This window comes from Variovorax sp. RKNM96 (assembly GCF_017161115.1).
Taxonomy (GTDB): domain Bacteria; phylum Pseudomonadota; class Gammaproteobacteria; order Burkholderiales; family Burkholderiaceae_C; genus Variovorax.
On sequence record NZ_CP046508.1, the window covers coordinates 3,730,703 to 3,750,180 of the forward strand.

Below are 19,478 nucleotides of genomic sequence, written 5' to 3' on the forward strand. Positions count from 1 at the left end.
CAACACCTCCCCGCACACCTCTCCCAACGCAAAGGACCTTTCCATGCAGTACCGCAAATTCGGCCGCACCGGCCTCCTGGTTTCCGAACTCTGCCTCGGCACGATGACCTTCGGCGGCTCCTCGGGCATCTGGGGCCAGATCGGCGACCTCCAGCAGGCCGAGGCCGAGGGCCTGATCGGCCGGTCGATCGACGCCGGCATCAACTTCATCGACACCGCCGACGTGTACTCCGAAGGTCAGTCGGAAGTCATCACCGGCCAGGCGCTCAAGAACCTCAAGATCCCGCGCGACAGCGTGGTGGTGGCCACCAAGGTGCTCGGCGAAACCGGCAGCAAGGGTCCCAACTCCAGCGGCGCCTCGCGCTTTCACATCATGGATGGGGTCAAGGCGAGCCTCAAGCGCCTGCAGCTCGACCACATCGACCTGTACCAGATCCACGGCTTCGACCCGCTCACGCCCATCGAGGAAACCGTGCATGCCCTCGACAACCTCGTGCAGCAGGGCCATGTGCGCTATGTGGGCGTGTCGAACTGGGCGGCTTGGCAGATCGCCAAGGCGCTGGGCATCGCCGAGCGCGACCGGCTCGCGCGCTTCGAGTCGCTGCAGGCCTACTACACCATCGCCGGGCGCGACCTGGAGCGCGAGCTGGTGCCGATGCTGCGCAGCGAGAACGTCGGCCTGATGGTCTGGAGCCCGCTGGCCGGCGGCCTCCTGAGCGGCAAGTTCGACCGCCACACCGAAGCCGAGAAAGGCACCCGCCGCGCCACCTTCGACTTCCCGCCGGTGAACCGGGAACGCGCCTACGACTGCATCGATGCGATGCGCGTGCTGGCCGAGGCCCGCAAGGTGTCGGTCGCGCAGATCGCGCTCGCGTGGCTGCTGCACCAGCCGGTGGTGACCAGCGTGATCATCGGCGCCAAGCGCGTCGAACAGCTGGACGACAACATCGCGGCCACCGCCATCAAGCTGTCAGCCGACGAGCTGGCCACGCTCGACAAGGCGAGCGCGCTGCCGGCCGAGTACCCGGGCTGGATGCTGGAGCGCCAGCGCGCGAACCGCGACAAGCACCTGGCTTGATCGACCGAACGGTTCAGGCCAACGCCAGCGCGGCCGAGCGCCGCGCGGCATGGGCCGCGGTCGCGCGCAGTGCGCGCAGGTCGAGGTGCCGCGCGGCGCTGGCCGCATCGGGCTCGGCCAGGCGCGGCACCACGCCGAGCAACGGCGCGCCGAGTCGGTCGCGCAAGGTCTGCAGGTTGGCCTCGGGCGACAGCATCTGCGGCTCGATGACGCTCGCGACCCAGCCCGCGAGCACGAGACCGCGTGCCCGGACGGCCTCGGCGGTCAGCAGCGCGTGGTTCAGGCAGCCGAGCCGCAGGCCGACCACGAGGATCACCGGCAGATCGAGCACCACCGCAAGGTCGGCGCTGTCGAGGTCGTCGCCGAACGGCACGCAGAACCCGCCCACGCCTTCGACGACCACCGCATCGGCGCGCTGCGACAGGGCGGTAAAGGCCGACAGCAGCGGCGGCAGTTCGATGCGCACGCCCTCTTCCCGCGCCGCGAGGTGCGGCGACATCGGTGCGCGCAGCAGGTAGGGGCAGCGCAAGGCCAGCGGCGCATCGACATTGCCGGCCGCGCGGAGTTGCTCGACGTCTTCGTTCTGCCACTCACCATTCACCCGCTCCAGGCCCGCGGCCACCGGCTTCATGCCGACCGCGCGCAGGCCCGATGCGGCCAACAGGCTCAGCATTGCGCCGCTCACCAACGTCTTGCCGACGCTCGTGTCAGTGCCCGTGACAAACCAGCGGCGCTGCGTCATGCGGCCTCCTTCCATGGCTGCGCCAGCGCCTTGCCGAGCGCATCGACCAGACGGGCGACGTCGGCCTCGCTGTGGCTGGCCGACAGCGCGATTCGCAGGCGCGCGGTGCCGGCAGGCACGGTCGGCGGACGGATCGCACCGACGCGCAGGCCCTTCGCATCGAGCTGCGCCATCGTGCGCATCGCGCGCGCGTTGTCACCGAGGATCAGCGGCTGGATCGCGGTGGGTGAATCGAGTAGCCAGGCGCTGCCATCCGCTGGAAGGATTGCGCCCACGCCCCGGCGCAACTGGGCGATACGCGCCTTCAATTGCGCACGGCGCTCGTCACCCTCCTCCCCTTCGATCAACGCGAGGCTCGCGAGCAACGCATGCGCAATGGCCGGCGGCGCGGCCGTGGTGAAGATGTACGGCCGCGCCCGTTGCACGAGGTAATCGATGACGGTGCGGTGCGCCGCCACGAACGCGCCCGACACGCCCGCAGCCTTGCCCAGCGTGCCGATGAGCACCAGCCGCTCCGAGCGCAGTGCCATCTCCTGCAGCACGCCCCGGCCTGTCGCACCCAGCACGCCGAAGCCGTGGGCATCGTCCAGCACCAGCCAGGCATCGTGGCGCTCTGCCAGTGCGAGCAGTTCGGCGACGGGTGCGATGTTGCCGTCCATGCTGAAGACCGCATCGCTCACGATCAGCTTGACCGGCGCATCGCAGGCTGCGAGCTGCGCATCGAGCGCGGCCACGTCGCAATGCGCATAGCGCTCGACCCGCGCCTTGGCCAGCCGCGCGCCATCGATCAGCGAAGCGTGATTGAGCGACTCCGAAAAGATCACCGCCTCCGCGCCCCCGAGCGCCGACAGCACCGCGAGGTTGGCCATGTAGCCCGTGCAGAAGAAGAGGCTGCGTGCCTCGGGGATGAACGGCGCCATCCAGTCGGCCAGCCGTTCTTCGAGCGCGGCGTGCGCGCGCGAATGGCCGAGGATCAGGTGCGACCCGCCGCTGCCCGTGCCGTAGCGCGCCGCGCCTTCGGCCAGCGCGGCGGCCAGCGCCGGATGCGCGGCAAGGCCGAGGTAGTCGTTGCTGCTGAAGCCGAGCATGGTGCGCGGCGCGGCCGCACCGGCTAGCGTCAGCGATTGCTCGGGTGCGCAGGCGGTTTCGGCGATCTGCCGCCGGCGTCGCAGCGCCTCAGCATCGAGCGCGGTGATCTCGTCCTGCAGGCGTTCAAGCAAGCGCAGCATCGCGGACTCCTTCTGCTGCATGGCCGGGAGCGGACACCGCCTGAAGCGTGGCCAGCGTGCCATCGACCAGCCGGTCGATCTCGTCGTCGCTGATCGCATAGGGCGGCATGAGGTAGACGGTCGAACCGATGGGTCGCATCAGCAGTCCGTTCGCACGCGCTGCCAAGTGAAAGCGCTCCGCGAACCGCGCACCGGGCTCGCGCACGTCGAAGGCCGTGATCATTCCGCGCTGGCGCAGGTGATCGACAGGCTTGCCGTGGAGCCCTTCGCGCAGCCGGCCGACCAATCGTTCGGCACGACCGCGGTTGCGCCGCAATGCGTCTTCGCGCTCGAACAGGTCAAGCGTCGCGAGCGCCGCGCGGCAGGCCAGCGCGTTGCCGGTGTACGAATGCGAATGCAGGAAGCTGCGCGCCACGTCGTCGTCCACGAAGCCTTCGTAGATCGCATCGCGCGTCATCACCAAGGCGAGCGGCAGGTAGCCGCCGCTGATGCCTTTGGAGAGACACAGGAAATCGGGCCAGATGCCGGCCTGCTCGCATGCGAAGAAAGTGCCGGAGCGGCCGCAGCCCACTGCTATTTCGTCGGCGATGAGGTGCACCTCGTAGCGGTCGCACAGTGTGCGCACAAGGCGCAGGTATTCGGGGTCGTGCATCGCCATGCCGGTGGCGCATTGCACGAGCGGCTCGACGATCACGGCGGCGATGGACGCGTGCCGGTCGGCCAAGAGCGCTTCGAGTTCGGCGGCTGCACGCCGCGCCACGGCAACTGCGTCCTCGCCATGCCGTGCGGTTCGTGCATCGGGCGATGCGACGAGATGCGCGTTCGCGAGCAGCGGCGCGTAGGCATCGCGGAACACAGGAACGTCGGTCACATGCAGCGCTCCCAGCGTCTCGCCGTGGTAGCCGTGCCGCAGCGCGACAAAGTTCTGCTTGCCGCTTCGGCCCGCATTGCGCCACGCATGAAAGCTCATCTTCAACGCGATCTCCACGGCAGAGGCGCCATCGGAGGCATAGAAGCAATGGCCCAGCGCATGGCGCGTGAGCGCGGCCAGCCGCTCGGCCAGCTCCACGGCCGGCGCGTGCGTGCAGCCGGCGAGCATCACGTGCGAAAGCGTGTCGAGCTGGTCCTTCAGCGCGGCGTTGATGGCCGGATGCGCATGGCCGAAGAGATTGACCCACCACGAGCTCGTCGCATCGAGATAGCGGCGGCCGTCGTGGTCGTAGAGCCAGACGCCCTCGCCCCGCGCGATCGGCAGCGGCGGCACTGCTGCGAGCCGGATGCTCTGCGTGCATGGATGCCAGACATGGCGTCGGCTGCGCTGCTGCCAGTCTGTGTTTTTCGACGTTATGGGCGTCGTGGGAGAAGCAATCGTTGGCGGCATCCGCGCATTCCTTTGAGGGGCAAGGCGCGGGATCGTATCGATGCGAATCCGCTGCGGCAAACGACTGGAACAGGTGTGGACTGGCCAGCACTTGGGCGACGTTGGCAGGCATAGGCCGCTCGTTCCGGGCAACCTCGCGCAACACGACGGCTTCGCGTGCGGAGGCCGCCGCAGCGGACAAATGCAAGTTGTCTTGCAGACGCCAAAGATAGTGGCGGAATGTCTGGTTTCCGCCGATAGAAGGCTGTTTTTTCGTCTATCGGACAGCTCAATGACCGATCCGGACTAGAGAGGCTGCATCGCCCTTCAGTTCAGTTGCCGGGCAACCTGATCTCGCTGTGGCGCATGTGGTCGAGGTTGCCTTGCGACTCCAGTTGTCCCGCTTCGACCAATACTTTCACTCTCTGCACGAGGTACCCATATGGAATGTCTGCAAACTGATTGGACCCGCGCGTCGACGCCATGCCGACCACGCTCGCAACCTTTTTCCACGACGGCGCGCAAGCCGCAAGAAGGAACTCATCGATCTCGCGCGTCTGCGCTGCAGTCAGCCGACTCACTGCGTCCTGCTCATCCGGTTCCAGAAATGTGCTGGGGGCCCCATTCGGAGTGCCCGTGTCGAGTTCGGGAAACTGAAGAACCAGTGGGGCACGCAGCCTGGAAAGCATGTCCACGGTGACGTCACTGTGCGCATGCAGCAGCTTGTCCCGCGCAGGCCCCTCGGGTATGTTCCACAGCAATGCTTCAGCCTCCTCCAGCGCGCCGAGGGCACGTTCGTAGGCTTGGTACAACGCCTCAGCGTCTTGTTGTCTGATCATGGTTGGAGCGTATGTGACGATGCACCATGCATCAAGAGTCCGCCGACAGAGATCGGCATCCAGCATCTTTCGCATGACTGCTCCCAACAACCGTTCCTCGGTTCTCATTGCCTACGGCAATCTACCGGCCCGTCATGGCCCAAAGGAATTCCGATGTCCGAGATGCGGCGCTACGGCAAGCTGACCGACCGTTTCCTCGGACAGTGGATGCTGAACTGCACAGGCCCTGCGCGCTAGCCCAGCCCTACTTCCCCACCACCTCGAACGCCAGCACCTGCGTGATCTGGCTCGCGGCATTGAAGTTGTTGTCCGACACCAGCACCAGCGTGTCGTGCCCGTTGGCGAGCTTCGGGCCCCAGGTCATTCCCTCGATGTTGTCGAGCTTCTTCAGGCCCAGCGTGTTGAGGTTGAGCACCAGGCGCTTCTGCACGGGCATGTAGTCGGCGCCGGCCAGGCTCGCGATGGCGCGGACGTCGGTGGCACCGGCGGTGTCGATCTGGTAGAGCCGGATGTAGTTGACGTAGACGCCGTCGGCACCCTGCACGCCCGAGCGTTCGATCACGAGGAACTGGTGGTCGTTGATTGCCAGCATCTCCGAGACGCCGTTGTCCGCCGACTTGCCGGCGGCCGGTGCCGCGGGCAAGGCATCGATCGGGTACGCGACCTGGCGCAGCAGGTTGCCGGCGCGGTCGTACTGGGTGAAGCGCGAGACCGCGCCGCTGGCGATGGTCGGCAACGGGCCGTCTTCGTAGATCGGCGCCTCCATGCCTACCCACAGGCTCTTGCCGTCCGCGGCGAAGCTCAGGGCTTCGAAGGTCGCGTTGTTGCGCGAGCCTTTTTCCTCGGCCGGGAACATCTTGAACATGGGAATGGACGGCAGGATCGTGGCCGCCTGCCCGTCCTTGCCCATCTTCGCGACGAAGGGGTTCAGGCTCTTGGTGCGGTCGCCCTCGCTGCCCCACCACAAGGCACCGTCCTGCGGGTCGACGCGAAAGGATTCGGGGTCGGCCACGGTGCCGCCGGGCGCCGGGTCGCTGCTCGGATAGGGCTTGCCACCCGCGTCCTTCAGCGTGACGGACGAGCGGATCTGGATCGACGAGAAGCTCGTCGCGTCGTAGGCCAGTTCGGCCGTATGAAAGCGCGATGCGGTGCGGTCGTCGCTCAGGAAATACCAGGTTCCGGTGACCGGGTCGTAGTCGACGCCAGACAAGCCGCCCACGACGAAACCGTCGACCTTCAGGTCGTTGGCGAGCAACTGCTCGCCGATGAGACCAACGCTTTCGACGGTCCGTTCGGCCGGTGGTGCCGGAGGCGCGGGCGCCGGGGCCGGCGCTGGCGGAGGGGTCGAAGCGACGGGTGGCAGGAAGAAGCCGGAGCCACCGTCGCTGCCACCACCGCACGCAGCCAGCGCCAGGACGGCGCTGGCAACCAGGATCCGGAAAACCGGCGCTGCGAAAGAAGAAGAAAAGAAAGAAGCAGGCGGGAGCGAGGACATCGGCGGCGGTTCGTATGTGACGGACCGCGGGATGCTAGTGACGGCGAATGACGGATCGGTGAATACCGCCTGGCGTACTCAGCCTGTGTTCTTCCTGACCAGCGCCGTGATGTATTCGTCCAGCGAAGTCGCCCCGCGCTCCGGCTTTTCGGGCTCCTCCTTGTGCTCCAGCGTGATGCGGGTCATGGCGGCATACGACTTCGCCGCAGCCTCCGAAAACCCCAGCGCCCGGAACGCCTGCTCCCACTGCTCGGGCGGCGTCACCGCCACCTCCACAGGCCGCCCCAGCGCCTGAGAAAACGCCCGCGCAACATCGCCCGGCGAATAGCGCGCCGGCCCTTCGACATGGTGCGTTCCCGAAGCCTCGACCGCGCCCAGCATCAGCCGTGCGGCGAACTCCCCGAGGTCATGCGGCGCCACCATCGGCAGCTTGAAATCGGGCGGGTACATGCTGTGGACCTTGCCTTCCTTCTGCGCGGTTTCCAGCGAGGCGTCCCAGTTGCTCATGTAGTAAGCCGCGCGGATGGCGCTGACCGGTGCTACGCCGGATGCCCGCAGCGCCTGCTCCATCTCGTACAGCACGCCGAGGTCGCCGATGCCGTCGCCAGGCTGCGCGCCGTAGGCCGATTCGCAGACGATCTTCTCCAGCTTGCAGCCCTCGAGCGCCGCCACGATGGCGCGCATGCTCTTGCGCTCTTCGGCGACCGTGTCGCTCGACGGCGGCGCCGGCGGATTGAGCGCGAAGAGCCGTTGCCCACCCGCGATCACGCGGTGCAGCGCGGCCGTGTCGAACACGTCGACCTCGGCCACATGGGCGCCCTTCGTCTTCAGCGACTCGGCGTGGCGCGCGTCGCGCGTGACCACGGTGACCGGCTCGTTGCGCGCCAGCAGGGCTTGCGCAAGCGACGAGCCAACGTGGCCGGTTGCGCCCAGGATGATGTGCATCGCCATCTCCTTACGAGCGCTTCTCGGCGGCATGGCGCTTGCGCGTGGCGGCGCCCTTCTTCGCGGACGCCGAGCGCTCCGCTGCTGTGCGGGATGCTGCAGCTGCCCCACCCTTGTGGCCGCCCTTGCGCGACGGCGCATGGTTCTCGGCCTTGCCGCGACCCGATCCGCTCTTCTTGCCGCCGCCGGTTTCGGCATTCACCGTGGCCCACGCGCGCCTTTCTGCTTCGGCCTTGCCGACACCGCGGTGTTCGTAGCCTTCCTCGATGTGCTCGGCCTTGCGTTTCTGCTTGTCCGTGTAGGACGACTTGTCGCCTCTTGGCATGGTCATCGCTCCTTCAGGTTGATAAGAAGAAGCTTTCATGCTGGGCGCGCAGCCCGTGCCGTGGGTAAGAAGACGGACGCGATGCGCGTCAGCGTTGTCTGTCGTCGTCGCTGGCCTGGTCAGCCACCCGCCTTCATGCGCCGCAGGTGCGCCAGCATTTCCTCGCGGACCACGCGGGTGATGTGGCTGCGCCTGCCGTTCTCCAGCATGCCCAGCCGGCGCGCCACGGGCCGCCCCGGCAGTTGCAGCACGCACAGCGCGGGGTCGCTCTCCCAGTCGAAGTTCTTCAACAGCGGCGCCATCGTGAAGCCCACGTTCTTGCGCACCAGCTCCGCAATGGCGAGCAGCGAGTTGAGCTCAAGAAATTCCTTCGGCACGTACTGCAGCCGCCGCAGCATCTTGTCGATGCGCGCCCCGGTCGGCGTGCGCCGGTCGAAGCGGATGAAGGGATGGTTCGCGAACAGGCTCGCGATCGGCGTCTCGGGCGAGGCGATGCCCGAATTGGCGATGACGGTGAGCGACTCGTCGTAGCACCGCGTCCACAGGAGGCCCGGCACCTCGGGCCATTGGCGCTCGACGACCACGGCCGCATCGAGCTCGCCGCTGATCACGTCCTGCATCAGCTGCGACTGCTCGCGCACCCGCAGCTCGACCTCCAGGTTCGGGTGCAGCGACTTGAGCACCGCCAGCGTGCTCGACAGCAAGCCCATGGCCGAAATGAGCGAGCCGAGCTTGATGGTGCCGGCGATCTGGCGCTGGTCCTGCAGGTCGCGGCGCATCGACTCGTACTGCGCGAGCAGTTCCTCGGCGCGTGGCAGCAGCAGGTGGCCGGCGGGGCTCAGCACCATGGTGCGGCCGGTCTTGTCGAACAGCGGCTTCTTCATTTCCGCTTCGAGCGCGCGCATCTGCTGGCCCACGGCCGCCTGCGTGAGTGCCACCTGGTCGGCCGCGGCGGCAAAGGAGCCGCCACGTGCGGCAGCGACGAAGGTGCGGAGAAAGCGGATGGAACTCATGGCCGGAAGGTAAATAAATCCTTTATTAACTCTAAATGATTTTTAAATTTATTTTTTCCTGTACCTGCAAAACAATGCGGCCATCACCACTGCGCCACTGCACTACCGCCTTCCCGCGGCAGGCCGATGACAAACCTGCAACGCCATGACCATTCCTGAATATTTCCCCCTCGTCGATGTTTCCGGCACGCCGCACGCGCGCGGTGTGCAGCACGGCCGCGCCGTGCCCGAGCGCGTGGCCGGGGGCGTCGCGCTCTACCGCGCCCAACTGGGCCGCCGCGGGCTGGACGACGCCACCATCCGCCAGCTCGCGCAGTCGATGCTGCCGGTCATCGAGGCCTACGACGCGAGCTACCTCGAGGAGATGCGCGGCATCGCCGAGGGCGCGGGCGTGTCGCTCGAAGACGTGGTGATGATCAATTGCCGCACCGAGATGCTGTTCGGCTACGCCGACATGAAGCAGGCCCAGGCCGCCACCCCGCCCGCCGAACCGCCATCGAGCGAAGACGGCGACTGCACCGGTCTCGTCGTGCTGCCCGCGCGCTCGGCCACCGGCCGCCTCATGCACGCCCACAACTGGGACTGGCGCCAGGAATGCGTGGACACCGGCATCGTGCTGCGCATCCGCAGCCAGAACGGCCCCGACATGCTCACCTTCACCGAGGCCGGCGCACTCGCCCGCCACGGCTTCAACACGAACGGCGTATCGCTCACCGGCAATTCGCTGACCTGCGACGAGGACTTCCGCAAGGGCGCAGGCGTGCCGCTGGTGCTGCTGCGCCGCCGGGTGCTCGAAGCTGCCAATCTCGCCCAGGCGATGAAGACCATCTGGGCGTCGAAGCGCTACTGCGCCAACAACATGATCCTCGCGCAGGCCACCGGCAACGACGGCTCGGGCATCAGCCTGGAAACCTCGCCCGGCGAGATCTTCTGGACGCTGCCCGAGAACGACCTGCTCGTGCATGCCAACCACTGGATGTCGCCATCCGCCGTGATCAAGCTGCGCGACCCGGGCCTCCCGCAGCGGCCCGACAGCATCTACCGCCAGCACCGCGTGGAAAACGCGCTCGGCCGCATCGAGGGCCGCATCGACTGGTCCCACGTGAAGGCCGCGTTGGCCGACGAGTTCGGCAAGCCCGACGGCGTGCTGCGCACCCCCAAGCCGGCGGACTTCAGCAGCATCTCGGCCACCGTGGCCACCACGCTCATGGACGCGGCCAACCGCGTGATGTGGGTGGCGCGCAAGCCTTACGAGGCGCGCAACTTCCAGGAATACACGCTGTAAGTCCGGCCGCCCTCTTCTTCTTTCATTCGCAGATTTACTTTCATGACCGCCACCACCGAAGCCCCCGCCGCCCTGGCCGAACAGCGCGCCCGCGCCATCTACGACCTGGGCCCGAGCACCATCTATGCGTCGCGCAGCGACCCGCGCTTTTCGTACTGCACCTATGTGCCCGAGCACATCGGCCAGCCCGGTGCGCGGCCGATGCAGCTGGTGGTGGTGGTGCACGGCACCGGCCGCGCCTTCGTCAACTACCGCGAGGCCTTCAGCGGCTTTGCCAAGTGGAACGACTGCATCGTGCTGTGCCCGCTGTTCCCGGCGGGCGTGCGCGGCGACGGCAACCGCGACGGCTTCAAGCACCTCGTCGAAGCCGACATCCGCTACGACCAGATCCTGCTGGACATGGTGGCCGAGGTGGGCGAGAAGTTCGGCTGCGACTTCAGCCGCTTCGCGCTCTTCGGCTATTCGGGTGGCGGCCAGTTCGTCAACCGCTTCGCGATGCTGCACCCCGAGCACCTGTGGGCCGTGTCGATCGGCGCGCCGGGCTCGGTCACGCTCATCGACCCCGAGCAGGGCTGGTGGGTCGGCACGAAGGATTTCGAAACCCGCTTCGGCAAGCCGATGAACCTCGAGGCGCTGCGCCGCCTGCCGGTGCACATGATCGCGGGCAAGGCCGACATCGAGACCTGGGAGATCACGCACAAGCCCGGCGGCAAGTTCTTCATGCCCGGCGCCAACGACGCCGGCCGCACCCGGCCCGAGCGCCTCGAAACCCTGCGCCGCTCCTTCGAGGCGGCTGGCGTGAAGGTTGCGTTCGACCTGCTGGACAACGTGCCGCACAACGGCCTCGCCTGCGTGGGGCATGTGCAAGACTTCTTCGCGAAGGCCCTGCACGACCTGCGCGCCGCGCCGTCGCCGGCCTGACGCTCACCTCCACTCACCAGAGAAGAAAGAAGGCCCATGTTCCGTTTTGCAGCGGCACGCATCGCGATGGCGATTCCCACACTGCTCATCGTGGCGGTGTCGGTGTTCGTCCTGATACGGCTCATTCCCGGCGACCCCGCGCAGTTGCTGCTCGGCGACCTGGCCACGCCCGCGAGTCTCGCGGACCTGCGCGCCCGCCTCGGGCTGGACCGCTCGCTGCCGGCGCAGTTCGGCATCTGGTTCGGCCATGTGCTGCAGGGCGACCTGGGCACCTCGATCAACAGCGGGCAGGACGTGCTCTCGCTCGTGGCCGACCGCTTCCTCATCAGCGGCCGCATCGTGCTGGTGGCGGTGGCGCTGGCCGCCATGGTGGCGGTGCCCGCCGGCATGATCGCCGCGTGGAAGCAGAACCGCGCGCCCGACCTGCTGCTGGTCGGCTCGGCGACGCTGCTGGTGTCCATTCCGACTTTCTGGCTCGGCCTGTTGCTGCTGCTGTTGTTCGGCCTGAAGCTCGGCTGGCTGCCGGTGGTGGGCTACGTGGGCATCGCCGAGGACTGGAAGAACGGCCTGCTCTACCTGGTGCTGCCGATCCTCACGCTGTTCCTGCACGAGATCGGCGTGCTCATGCGCATGGCGCGCGCCAGCACGCTCGAAGTGCTGCGGCTGGACTACATCACGCATGCGCGCGCCAAGGGTTTGTCGGAGCGGGCGGTGCTGATGCGCCATGCCTTCAAGAACGCCTTCGGCCCGACCTGGACGCTGATCGGCCTGGTGCTGGGCAACCTGCTCGGGGGCATCGCGGTGGTGGAGACGGTGTTCACCATTCCCGGGCTCGGCCGGCTGCTGGTCGATGCGATCTTCGCGCGCGACTACCCGGTGATCCAGGGCTGCCTGCTGTTCGTGGCCGTGATCTACGTGGTTGTGAACCTCGTGATCGACCTCTGCTATCCCCTCTTCGACCCTCGCGTCGCCGTCGAATGAGCACGAAGATGACCCGCAAGAAACGCATCCCCCTCAACGCCGTGATCGGCATCGTCATCGTCGGCCTGATCGTGGCCGCGGCGCTCGTCAGCCTCGTGTGGACGCCGCACGATCCGCTGCGCATCAACTTCGGCTCGCGCCTGAAGCTGCCCGGCGGGCGCTACCTGCTGGGCACCGACGAGTTCGGCCGCGACGAGCTCTCGCGCCTCATGGCCGGCGCTGCCACCAGCGTGTGGATCGCCGTGCTCACGGTGACCTTCTCCATCGTGGTGGGCAGCATCGTCGGCGTGCTGACCGGCTTTTTGCGCGGCTGGACCGACCGCATCGTGATGGCCTTCAACAACGCGCTGCTGGCGTTCCCGGGCCTCTTGCTGGCGCTGGGCCTGCTCGCGGTGGTGGGCGCGAACCAGTACGGCATCGTGCTCGCGCTGGGCCTGGCCTACACGCCGTCGGTGACACGGATCGTGCGCGGCACGGTGCTGTCGCTGCGCGAGAAGGAATTCATCGAGTCGTCGCGCGTGCTCGGCAACTCCGAGCTCTACACGATGGTGCGCCACGTGCTGCCCAACTGCACCGCGCCGCTCACGGTGCTGGCCACCTCGATGTTCGGCTGGGTCATATTGGCTGAGAGCGCGCTGTCGTTCCTCGGGCTGGGCGTGCCGCCGCCGGCGCCGACGTGGGGCAACATGCTTGCCTCGGCCCGTCCGTTCATGGCGCAGGCCAGCTACCTCTCCATTCTTCCGGGCCTGTGCATCGCGCTGACGCTGCTGGGCATCAATCTGCTGGGCGACGCGGTGCGCGACTGGCTCGATCCGCGCATGAAGGGCGTGCAATGAACCCAACGAACACCCCCTTGGTCAGCGTCGAAGGCCTGACGCTCGCCATCGGCCTCGGCGGCCGCGAGATCGTGCGCAACGTGTCCTTCGACATCGCATCGGGCGAGATGGTCGGCATCGTGGGCGAATCGGGCAGCGGCAAGACGCAGGCCGCTCGCGCCCTCATGGGCCTCACGCCGCCGCCGCTGGTGCGCACCGCTGGCCGCATTCTTTTCGAGGGCGAAGACCTGGCGCTCGCCAAGCCGGCACGACTGCGCGAGCTGCGCGGCGCGCGCGTGGGCATGGTGTTCCAGGAACCGATGACCTCGCTCAACCCGTCGATGACGATTGGCGAGCAGCTCGGCGAAGCGCTCGCCCTGCACCGCCGCGACCTTTCGGCCACCGCGCGACAGGCGCGCATCCTCGACATGCTGGCGCGCGTCGGCATCCGAGACCCCAAGGGCGCGCTCGGCGCCTGGCCGCACGAGTTCTCGGGCGGCATGCGCCAGCGGATGATGCTGGCCTCGGTGATGCTGCTGGAACCCGCATTGCTGATCGCCGACGAGCCCACCACCGCGCTCGATGCCGTGGTGCAGCGCGACGTGCTGGAGCTGATGGTCGGCCTCACGCGCGAACATCAAACGGCTGTGCTGATGATCAGCCACGACCTGCCGATGGTCGCGCGCTTCACGCAGCGCATGGTCGTGATGCGGCACGGCGAAGTGAAGGAAACCGGCCACACCGAAGACCTGCTCGAACACCCGAAGCACGAATACACCCGCGAGCTGCTGCAGGCGATGCCGCGCCGGCTGCCCGCGCGTGAGGTGGTCGATGAAGCGCCGGTCGTCGAAGTGCGCAACCTCGTGGTCGACTACCCCGGCCACCGTCGCCTCTTCGCCAAGGCGGTGCCCAAGCGCGCACTGCATGGCATCGACCTCGTGGTGCGCCCGCGCGAAGTGGTCGCGGTCGTCGGCGGTTCGGGCTCGGGCAAGACCACGCTGGGCCGCACCATCGCCGGGCTCCTGAAGCCGAGCGGCGGCGAGATCCTGTTCCGCGGCCGCTCCATCGCGCGCTCGGACCCCGGCTGGTTCGACTACCGGCTGCAATGCCAGATGGTGTTCCAGGACCCGTACGCTTCGCTCGATCCGCGCATGACCATCGGCCAGCTGGTCGGCGAAGGGCTGCGGCTGGTCAAGGGCATGTCGTCCGCCGACAAGGCCAGGCGCGTGGCCGAGGTGCTCGATGAAGTCGGGCTTGGCACCGCCTATTCGCCGCGCTATGCGCACGAACTCTCGGGCGGCCAGCGGCAGCGCGTGGCGATCGCGCGCGCACTCGTGCGCCGGCCTGCCTTCGTGATCGCCGACGAGCCGGTGTCGGCGCTCGACGTGACCGTGCGTGCGCAGGTGCTCGAGCTCTTCGCCGAACTGCAGAAGCGCCACGGCTTCTCGTGCCTCTTCATCAGCCACGACCTCGGCGTGGTCGAGCAGGTGGCCGACCGCGTGATCGTGATGCAGGACGGCCGCATCGTCGAACAAGGCTCGCGCGACACCGTGTTCGATGCGCCCCGGCAGGACTACACGCGCAAGCTGCTTTCGGCCATTCCGGCGCTGGAGCCGACCGAGGCCGGCGGCGTGCGGCTGCGCTGGCGCTTTGGCGCCGAGACCGCTCTCGCCTGATCACGTCCCCTTCTTTTCGTTTCTGTCTGCAGGAGTACTTCATGCCCAGTTCCCGCTTCCGACTCGCAGCCCTTGCCGGTGCCGGCCTTGCATCTCTCGCATGCGGCCCGGCGTTCGCCCAGACCACCATCACGGTGGCCCAGCCCGCCGACATCCGCTCCACCAACCCGGGCGTGAACCGCGACAACACCACCGACGGCGTGGTGCTGAACATCGTCGAGGGGCTGGTCGGCTACCGCATGGACGGCAGCGTGGGTCCGCTTCTGGCGCAGTCGGTCGAGGTGTCGAAGGACGGCCTCACCTACACCTTCAAGCTGCGCAAGGGCGTGAAGTTCCACAACGATGCGCCGATGACCTCGGCCGACGTCGCGTGGAACTGGAAGCGCTACATGGACCCGAAGACCGACTGGCGCTGCACCAGCGAGTACGACGGCCGCAACGGCCTGAAGGTGGTCGAGACCACCACGCCCGACGACGGCACCTTCGTGATGAAGATCAACAAGCCCTCGGCCGTGTTCCTCGACACGCTCGCGCGCACCGACTGCGGCATGACGGCCATCCTGCACAAGAGCTCGGTCAAGGCCGACGGCAGCTGGGACAAGCCCGTGGGCACCGGCCCCTTCAAGTTCGGCGAATGGAAGCGCGGCGAATACGTCACGGTGACCGCCTTCAAGGGCTACACCTCGCCGGCCGGCGCCACCAAGTCGGACGGCTACACCGGCCTGAAGACGCCGCTGGTCGACACGGTGAAGTTCCTCGTCGTGCCCGATGCGGCCACTGCGGCGGCCGGGTTGAAGTCCGGCGCCATCGACGCGGGCCAGATCACCTCGAGCGATGCGCAGGAACTCAAGAACGACCGCAACCTCGCGGTGCAGGCCCCGCCCGAGGCCATCAAGAACGTGCTGCTGATCCAGACGCGCGACCCGCTGCTGAAGAACCAGAAGCTGCGCCAGGCCATTGCGGCCTCGCTGGACATCGAGCAGATCGTGGCGGCCGCCTCCGAAGGGCTGGGCTCGGTCAACAACTCGGCCATCCACAAGGGCTCGGCCTTCTACAGCGCGGCGCAGAAGAAAGGCTGGCACTACGACCCGGCGCAGGCGGCCAAGCTGCTCCGCGAAGCCGGCTACAAGGGCGAGAAGATCACCATCCAGACCAACAAGCGCGCCCATGTGCCCAGCTACACGGTGGCGGTGCTGGCGCAGGCCATGATGCAGTCGGTGGGCATCAACGCGCAGATCGAGGTGCTCGAATGGGCCACGCAGTTGGACCGCTACAACAGCGGCAACTACCAGATGAGCTCGTTCAGCTATTCGTCGCGCCTGGATCCGGCGCTGAGCTACGAACAGTTCTCGGGCCCAAAGGACAAGCAGGCGCGCAAGGTGTGGGAAGACCCGCAGGCGCTCAAGCTGATCGACGACAGCTTCGCCGAATCCGACCCGAAGAAGCGCCAGGCCCTGTTCGACCAGATCCACGCGCTGATGCTCCAGCAGGTGCCGATGGTGATGCTGTTCAACGGCCTCGACGCATGGGCCACGCGAAAGCGCATCAGCGGCTTTGCGGTGTGGGAAGGCAAGCCGCGGATGTGGGGCGTGTCGGTGGCGGCTAAAGCGGGCTGAGGCCCGGTTCGGGCGGCGTCGCGAGCGACGCGACCATCGCGAGGATGGTGTCGCCGAAGCCGCCGCGGGCGCGCGCATCGGTGCGTGCACTGGTCATCACCCGCGGCCCTGCGCTCCATGCGATACGGGCGCCTGCCGCCTGCAAAGCCTCGACCAGTGCCACGTCTTCGCTGCACGCGAGCGGCTGGAAGCCGCCCACGCGGCAGTAGGCCTCGGTCGACACGCCCAGGTTGGCACCATGGATGTGCCGGTGGCCGTCGGCATCGACGTAGTGCGTCGCGAAATGCGCCTGCACCGCGCTGCCTTCCAGGCCGTACACGCCCCAGTCTTCCACGCCGATCGAGCCGCAGACGACGTCGGCGTTCTCGGCCAGTTGCTTGACCAGCCAGTCCGGCGAGACGAGCGTGTCGGCGTCGGTGAAGGCGAGCCAGCGCGCGCCGCCGACGACGAACAGATCCGCGCCGCGGGCCCGTGCGATGCCGACATTGCGGGCGTCGAGCGCGATGCCGGTGACGGGATATTGCGCGACCACCGCGCCCGTCGAATCGCTGCAACTGTCGAGCACCACCGCCACGCCGACCGTTTCACCGAAGAGCGCCGGGTGTGCCGCGGCATGCAGCACCGCCTCGAGCGCCGCGCCGATGCGTTCGCCCTCGTTGTGCGCGGGAATGACGACGCCGATCATCGGATGCCCTCGCGCTCGGCCACCGAGCGGCTGTCGCGGGTCCAGACCTGCATCACGAAATCGTCTTCTTCATGGAGCGCCAGCCGGGCGAGCCCGAGCGCGGCGAGCGCGCCGTGGACGTCCTTCGTGGACAGACTGCGCTGCGCGAAATCGGGGCGCCAGTCGCAGGCAACGAGGGTGCCGTCGGCTTCCAGCGTTTCTTCGCAGCAGCTGGCCAGGCGCTGCATGTCGTTGCGGTCGAGAAAGTAGCCCAGCTCGCTCAGCACGATGAGGTCGAAGCGGCCGTCCTCGCGCGGCCAGTCGGCAGGCAGCACATGCTGCGCGATGCGCACGTTGGCGCGGCCCTCGGTGCGCTTTCGCGCAAGCGCCACCGCATGCGCCGAGAAATCGCTCGCCAGCAGATGGTCGCAGCGGTGCGACAGCGCCAGCGTGAGCTCGCCGATGCCGCAGCCCGGCTCGTACACCCGCCGGTAGCGCGCCTGCGGCAAGGCCGCCAGCAGCAGCGCCCGCTTGCGCGCCTCGTACCAGCGCTGGCGCAGCGCATAGGGGTCTTCGCTGGCCGAATAGAGCGCATCGAAGTACGGCCGCTGGTCGTTGTTGCCGGCGCTCACAGGAAGATCACCTCGAAGGGGCGCGCCGCGCGCTGGACGGTGGTGGCGCGAAGCACCGGGCCGGAGCCGGTGGATGCATCGCGCCGCAGTTGGCTGGTGAACGCGTTGACGGCCGCGCGCTTGCGCCGCACCGCCTCTTCGCTGAGCGGGAGCCGGAAGGCGTGCTGCCAGGGCATGCGCACGTCGCCGGGGCGCGACCAGTGCCAGCCCCACACGGGCACTTCCGCGAGCCGCGCGCCGGTGCTCGCGGCGGCCAGCGCGCAGGCCTCGCCGGTCGCTTCATGGTCGGGGTGGCCGTCGAGGCGCCAGGTGGTGAACACCACGTCGCCGGGCCGCAGCAATGGAACGAGCCGCGCCGCGAGCACGGCGCGCAGCGCTTTCAGGCCGCCATCGGGCAAGCCCAGGCGAATGGGTTCGATGGCGAGGCCGAGGCACTGCAGCGCCTTCAGGCTCTCGCGCGGCCGGGTGCGTGCAAGCCGCTCGACGGGCCATTCGGTCGAGCCCCGGTGGCTGGCGGTGCCGTCGGTGACCGCAATCACCTCGACGGGTCGGCCGCACGCGGCCAGTTGCGCGAGCAGGCCGCCGACCGAGAGCACCTCGTCGTCGGGATGCGGCGCGACGACCACCGCGCGGGCGTTCTTCGGAACCAGGTCCTGCGGGGTGATCGCGGGCAGGCGTGCCAGGCCGGGCCAGCGGCTCCACTCGGCCTCCGTCGTGCCCTCCCCCCGGATGGCGCGTCGTTGCGCTACAGCGTCCATGACGATGGCTCCTCTTCCTCGTTCACAGCGAATTGACCGAGGGCGGCAAGATCGCGCTCGGCATGGCTCTGGCGCAGGAACACCGGCAGGTCCGCCATCGCGCGCGCGAAGCGCGGGTCGCGGCAGAGCGGGCCCGCGCCGACCGCGCGGCCGGCGTGGTGCATCACCTCGTCGGCGGCCTTCTCCACGGCGAGGCGGGCGCGCAAGGCGATGCGCTGCGCGTTGTCCTGCGGATGGCGGTCGATCCAGGCGGCGGCTTCACGCAGTTGCGCGGCCGCCGCGGTCAGTGCGACGTCGATGGCGCCTAGGTGTGCGAGGCGGTGGGCGTCCGGCTTGGGCCCCTTGCGCTGCTGGACCATGCGCGCAATGCCGAGCACGCCGCCGAACCAGCAGGCCGCGATGCCCGCGCCGCCTTGCCAGAAGCCGGCGCGGCTCACATAGTCGCCGGGCCGGCCGATCTGCGTGGCCACCGCGCGGTTGAACCGGACATCGACGCTGGCGCTCGCGGCCATGCCGACGGCATGCCAGCCGTTCTCGGTCACCCAGACGGTGGGCTGGTCCATGGCGACGGCCGCCAGGCACGGCTCGCTGGCCGCATTCCAGCAGCTCACGACAGCGTGCGACACGGTCGCTGCGCCCGAGCACCAGGCCTTGGTGCCGGTCAGGCGGACGCGGCCGTTCTGTTGCGCATCGAGCGTGACGCGTGCATCGGGCGGCTCCGCGCACCACGTTCCCCAGGAAGCGCCTGCCGGCGTGTCCGGGGCGCCGCCGAGTTCGGCCAGGATGGCGAGCGCGTCGGTGTGCCCCTCGAACAGCTTCACCAGGGAGAGGTCATGCGCCGCCACCTCGGCCAGCACGCGCCAGCGCGCGAGGGTCTGGCCGGCGCCGGGCCGCGGAAGCGCGTCGATGCGGGCATCGACCAGATGCTTCAGCACTAAGTCGCCGCCGTGGCGAAGCTGCAATTGCAGGAGGGCATCGTCGGGAGCAGGTGGAAGCATGACGGTGGGCCACGTGAATCGAAAGAAAAAGAAATTTCGACCCAAGGTAGGCAAGCCATGCAACGCGAATCGTCGGTGGGCAGCCTTCGCCCGTGTAGGAGGAACC

General features: G+C 68.1%; 19 protein-coding genes. 7 read left to right on the plus strand and 12 right to left on the minus strand.

Translation table 11 applies throughout. The features are described from left to right. The first annotated feature begins 43 nt into the window (after positions 1–43). Positions 44–1,078, plus strand: coding sequence for an aldo/keto reductase (locus tag GNX71_RS17070; RefSeq protein ID WP_206173414.1), 1,035 nt, complete (start codon positions 44–46; stop codon positions 1,076–1,078). 13 nt (positions 1,079–1,091) lie between these two features. Here the strand turns inward: GNX71_RS17070 and bioD are convergent, their stop codons facing one another. From bioD to GNX71_RS17110, 8 genes are all read right to left on the minus strand, one after another. Next, positions 1,092–1,820, minus strand: a complete 729-nt coding sequence (bioD, locus tag GNX71_RS17075; RefSeq protein ID WP_206173415.1) for a dethiobiotin synthase — start codon at positions 1,818–1,820, stop codon at positions 1,092–1,094. Next, positions 1,817–3,049: an 8-amino-7-oxononanoate synthase gene (gene bioF, locus GNX71_RS17080; RefSeq protein ID WP_206173416.1), complete on the minus strand. Its 1,233-nt coding sequence runs from the start codon at positions 3,047–3,049 to the stop codon at positions 1,817–1,819. Before bioF ends, bioD begins: the two co-directional genes overlap by 4 nt. Continuing rightward, positions 3,033–4,430, minus strand: coding sequence for an adenosylmethionine--8-amino-7-oxononanoate transaminase (gene bioA / locus GNX71_RS17085; protein WP_206173417.1), 1,398 nt, complete (start codon positions 4,428–4,430; stop codon positions 3,033–3,035). The genes bioF and bioA overlap by 17 nt, the downstream gene beginning before the upstream one ends. Positions 4,431–4,741: 311 nt before the next feature. Beyond that, positions 4,742–5,248 carry a DUF3658 domain-containing protein gene (locus GNX71_RS17090; protein WP_206173418.1) on the minus strand — a complete coding sequence of 169 codons (507 nt, stop codon included), beginning with the start codon at positions 5,246–5,248 and terminating at the stop codon, positions 4,742–4,744. Between the two features lie 244 nt (positions 5,249–5,492). Continuing rightward, positions 5,493–6,743 carry an esterase-like activity of phytase family protein gene (locus tag GNX71_RS17095; protein ID WP_206173419.1) on the minus strand — a complete coding sequence of 417 codons (1,251 nt, stop codon included), beginning with the start codon at positions 6,741–6,743 and terminating at the stop codon, positions 5,493–5,495. Positions 6,744–6,821: 78 nt separating this feature from the next. Then, entirely contained in the window at positions 6,822–7,688 is an 867-nt protein-coding gene (locus GNX71_RS17100; RefSeq protein WP_206173420.1) for an NmrA family NAD(P)-binding protein, read from the minus strand. A 10-nt stretch (positions 7,689–7,698) separates the two neighbouring features. Continuing rightward, the gene (locus GNX71_RS17105; RefSeq protein WP_206173421.1) at positions 7,699–8,013 is read right to left on the minus strand and encodes a plasmid stabilization protein; all 315 of its coding nucleotides are present in this window, start codon (positions 8,011–8,013) and stop codon (positions 7,699–7,701) included. A gap of 119 nt (positions 8,014–8,132) precedes the next feature. Continuing rightward, positions 8,133–9,026, minus strand: coding sequence for a LysR substrate-binding domain-containing protein (locus GNX71_RS17110; RefSeq protein ID WP_206173422.1), 894 nt, complete (start codon positions 9,024–9,026; stop codon positions 8,133–8,135). Positions 9,027–9,171: 145 nt separating this feature from the next. On the opposite strand from GNX71_RS17110, the gene GNX71_RS17115 reads away from it, so the two are divergent. The 6 genes from GNX71_RS17115 to GNX71_RS17140 are packed head-to-tail and all read left to right on the plus strand — an operon-like array spanning position 9,172 to position 16,320. Further along, complete coding sequence (locus GNX71_RS17115; RefSeq protein WP_206173423.1) at positions 9,172–10,311, plus strand: C45 family peptidase; 1,140 nt, start codon at positions 9,172–9,174, stop codon at positions 10,309–10,311. 42 nt (positions 10,312–10,353) lie between these two features. Beyond that, a complete protein-coding gene (locus GNX71_RS17120; RefSeq protein WP_206173424.1) occupies positions 10,354–11,232 on the plus strand; it encodes a hydrolase in 879 nt (292 codons plus the stop codon). Positions 11,233–11,268: 36 nt separating this feature from the next. After that, entirely contained in the window at positions 11,269–12,213 is a 945-nt protein-coding gene (locus tag GNX71_RS17125; RefSeq protein WP_198783940.1) for an ABC transporter permease, read from the plus strand. 8 nt (positions 12,214–12,221) lie between these two features. After that, entirely contained in the window at positions 12,222–13,049 is an 828-nt protein-coding gene (locus tag GNX71_RS17130; protein WP_206173425.1) for an ABC transporter permease, read from the plus strand. Continuing rightward, on the plus strand, positions 13,046–14,704 hold the full coding sequence (locus GNX71_RS17135; protein WP_206173426.1) for an ABC transporter ATP-binding protein: 1,659 nt from the start codon (positions 13,046–13,048) through the stop codon (positions 14,702–14,704). The genes GNX71_RS17130 and GNX71_RS17135 overlap by 4 nt, the downstream gene beginning before the upstream one ends. 41 nt (positions 14,705–14,745) lie before the next feature. After that, the gene (locus tag GNX71_RS17140) at positions 14,746–16,320 is read left to right on the plus strand and encodes an ABC transporter substrate-binding protein (protein ID WP_206173427.1); all 1,575 of its coding nucleotides are present in this window, start codon (positions 14,746–14,748) and stop codon (positions 16,318–16,320) included. Here the strand turns inward: GNX71_RS17140 and GNX71_RS17145 are convergent. Genes GNX71_RS17145 through GNX71_RS17160 form a run of 4 tightly spaced genes read right to left on the minus strand, consistent with a single transcriptional unit; the run spans position 16,307 to position 19,372 of the window. Next, entirely contained in the window at positions 16,307–17,005 is a 699-nt protein-coding gene (locus tag GNX71_RS17145) for a glycosyltransferase family 2 protein (protein WP_206173428.1), read from the minus strand. The genes GNX71_RS17140 and GNX71_RS17145 overlap by 14 nt on opposite strands. Beyond that, positions 17,002–17,616 carry a class I SAM-dependent methyltransferase gene (locus tag GNX71_RS17150; RefSeq protein WP_206173429.1) on the minus strand — a complete coding sequence of 205 codons (615 nt, stop codon included), beginning with the start codon at positions 17,614–17,616 and terminating at the stop codon, positions 17,002–17,004. The genes GNX71_RS17145 and GNX71_RS17150 overlap by 4 nt, the downstream gene beginning before the upstream one ends. Beyond that, positions 17,613–18,374, minus strand: a complete 762-nt coding sequence (locus tag GNX71_RS17155) for a PIG-L family deacetylase (protein WP_206173430.1) — start codon at positions 18,372–18,374, stop codon at positions 17,613–17,615. The genes GNX71_RS17150 and GNX71_RS17155 overlap by 4 nt, the downstream gene beginning before the upstream one ends. Further along, positions 18,362–19,372, minus strand: coding sequence for an acyl-CoA dehydrogenase (locus GNX71_RS17160; protein ID WP_206173431.1), 1,011 nt, complete (start codon positions 19,370–19,372; stop codon positions 18,362–18,364). The genes GNX71_RS17155 and GNX71_RS17160 overlap by 13 nt, the downstream gene beginning before the upstream one ends. Positions 19,373–19,478 lie beyond the last annotated feature (106 nt).

What these genes read in the sequence shown, in the direction of transcription:
- GNX71_RS17095 (WP_206173419.1), bottom strand. Translation starts at nt 6,743, where the DNA reads ATGTCCTCGCTCCCGCCTGCTTCTTTCTTTTCTTCTTCTTTCGCAGCG.
- GNX71_RS17140 (WP_206173427.1), top strand. Translation starts at nt 14,746, where the DNA reads ATGCCCAGTTCCCGCTTCCGACTCGCAGCCCTTGCCGGTGCCGGCCTT.
- GNX71_RS17110 (WP_206173422.1), bottom strand. Translation starts at nt 9,026, where the DNA reads ATGAGTTCCATCCGCTTTCTCCGCACCTTCGTCGCTGCCGCACGTGGC.
- GNX71_RS17125 (WP_198783940.1), top strand. Translation starts at nt 11,269, where the DNA reads ATGTTCCGTTTTGCAGCGGCACGCATCGCGATGGCGATTCCCACACTG.
- GNX71_RS17155 (WP_206173430.1), bottom strand. Translation starts at nt 18,374, where the DNA reads ATGGACGCTGTAGCGCAACGACGCGCCATCCGGGGGGAGGGCACGACG.
- bioA (WP_206173417.1), bottom strand. Translation starts at nt 4,430, where the DNA reads ATGCCGCCAACGATTGCTTCTCCCACGACGCCCATAACGTCGAAAAAC.
- GNX71_RS17130 (WP_206173425.1), top strand. Translation starts at nt 12,222, where the DNA reads ATGACCCGCAAGAAACGCATCCCCCTCAACGCCGTGATCGGCATCGTC.
- GNX71_RS17120 (WP_206173424.1), top strand. Translation starts at nt 10,354, where the DNA reads ATGACCGCCACCACCGAAGCCCCCGCCGCCCTGGCCGAACAGCGCGCC.
- GNX71_RS17135 (WP_206173426.1), top strand. Translation starts at nt 13,046, where the DNA reads ATGAACCCAACGAACACCCCCTTGGTCAGCGTCGAAGGCCTGACGCTC.
- GNX71_RS17105 (WP_206173421.1), bottom strand. Translation starts at nt 8,013, where the DNA reads ATGCCAAGAGGCGACAAGTCGTCCTACACGGACAAGCAGAAACGCAAG.
- GNX71_RS17145 (WP_206173428.1), bottom strand. Translation starts at nt 17,005, where the DNA reads ATGATCGGCGTCGTCATTCCCGCGCACAACGAGGGCGAACGCATCGGC.
- GNX71_RS17070 (WP_206173414.1), top strand. Translation starts at nt 44, where the DNA reads ATGCAGTACCGCAAATTCGGCCGCACCGGCCTCCTGGTTTCCGAACTC.
- GNX71_RS17115 (WP_206173423.1), top strand. Translation starts at nt 9,172, where the DNA reads ATGACCATTCCTGAATATTTCCCCCTCGTCGATGTTTCCGGCACGCCG.
- bioF (WP_206173416.1), bottom strand. Translation starts at nt 3,049, where the DNA reads ATGCTGCGCTTGCTTGAACGCCTGCAGGACGAGATCACCGCGCTCGAT.
- bioD (WP_206173415.1), bottom strand. Translation starts at nt 1,820, where the DNA reads ATGACGCAGCGCCGCTGGTTTGTCACGGGCACTGACACGAGCGTCGGC.
- GNX71_RS17160 (WP_206173431.1), bottom strand. Translation starts at nt 19,372, where the DNA reads ATGCTTCCACCTGCTCCCGACGATGCCCTCCTGCAATTGCAGCTTCGC.
- GNX71_RS17090 (WP_206173418.1), bottom strand. Translation starts at nt 5,248, where the DNA reads ATGATCAGACAACAAGACGCTGAGGCGTTGTACCAAGCCTACGAACGT.
- GNX71_RS17100 (WP_206173420.1), bottom strand. Translation starts at nt 7,688, where the DNA reads ATGCACATCATCCTGGGCGCAACCGGCCACGTTGGCTCGTCGCTTGCG.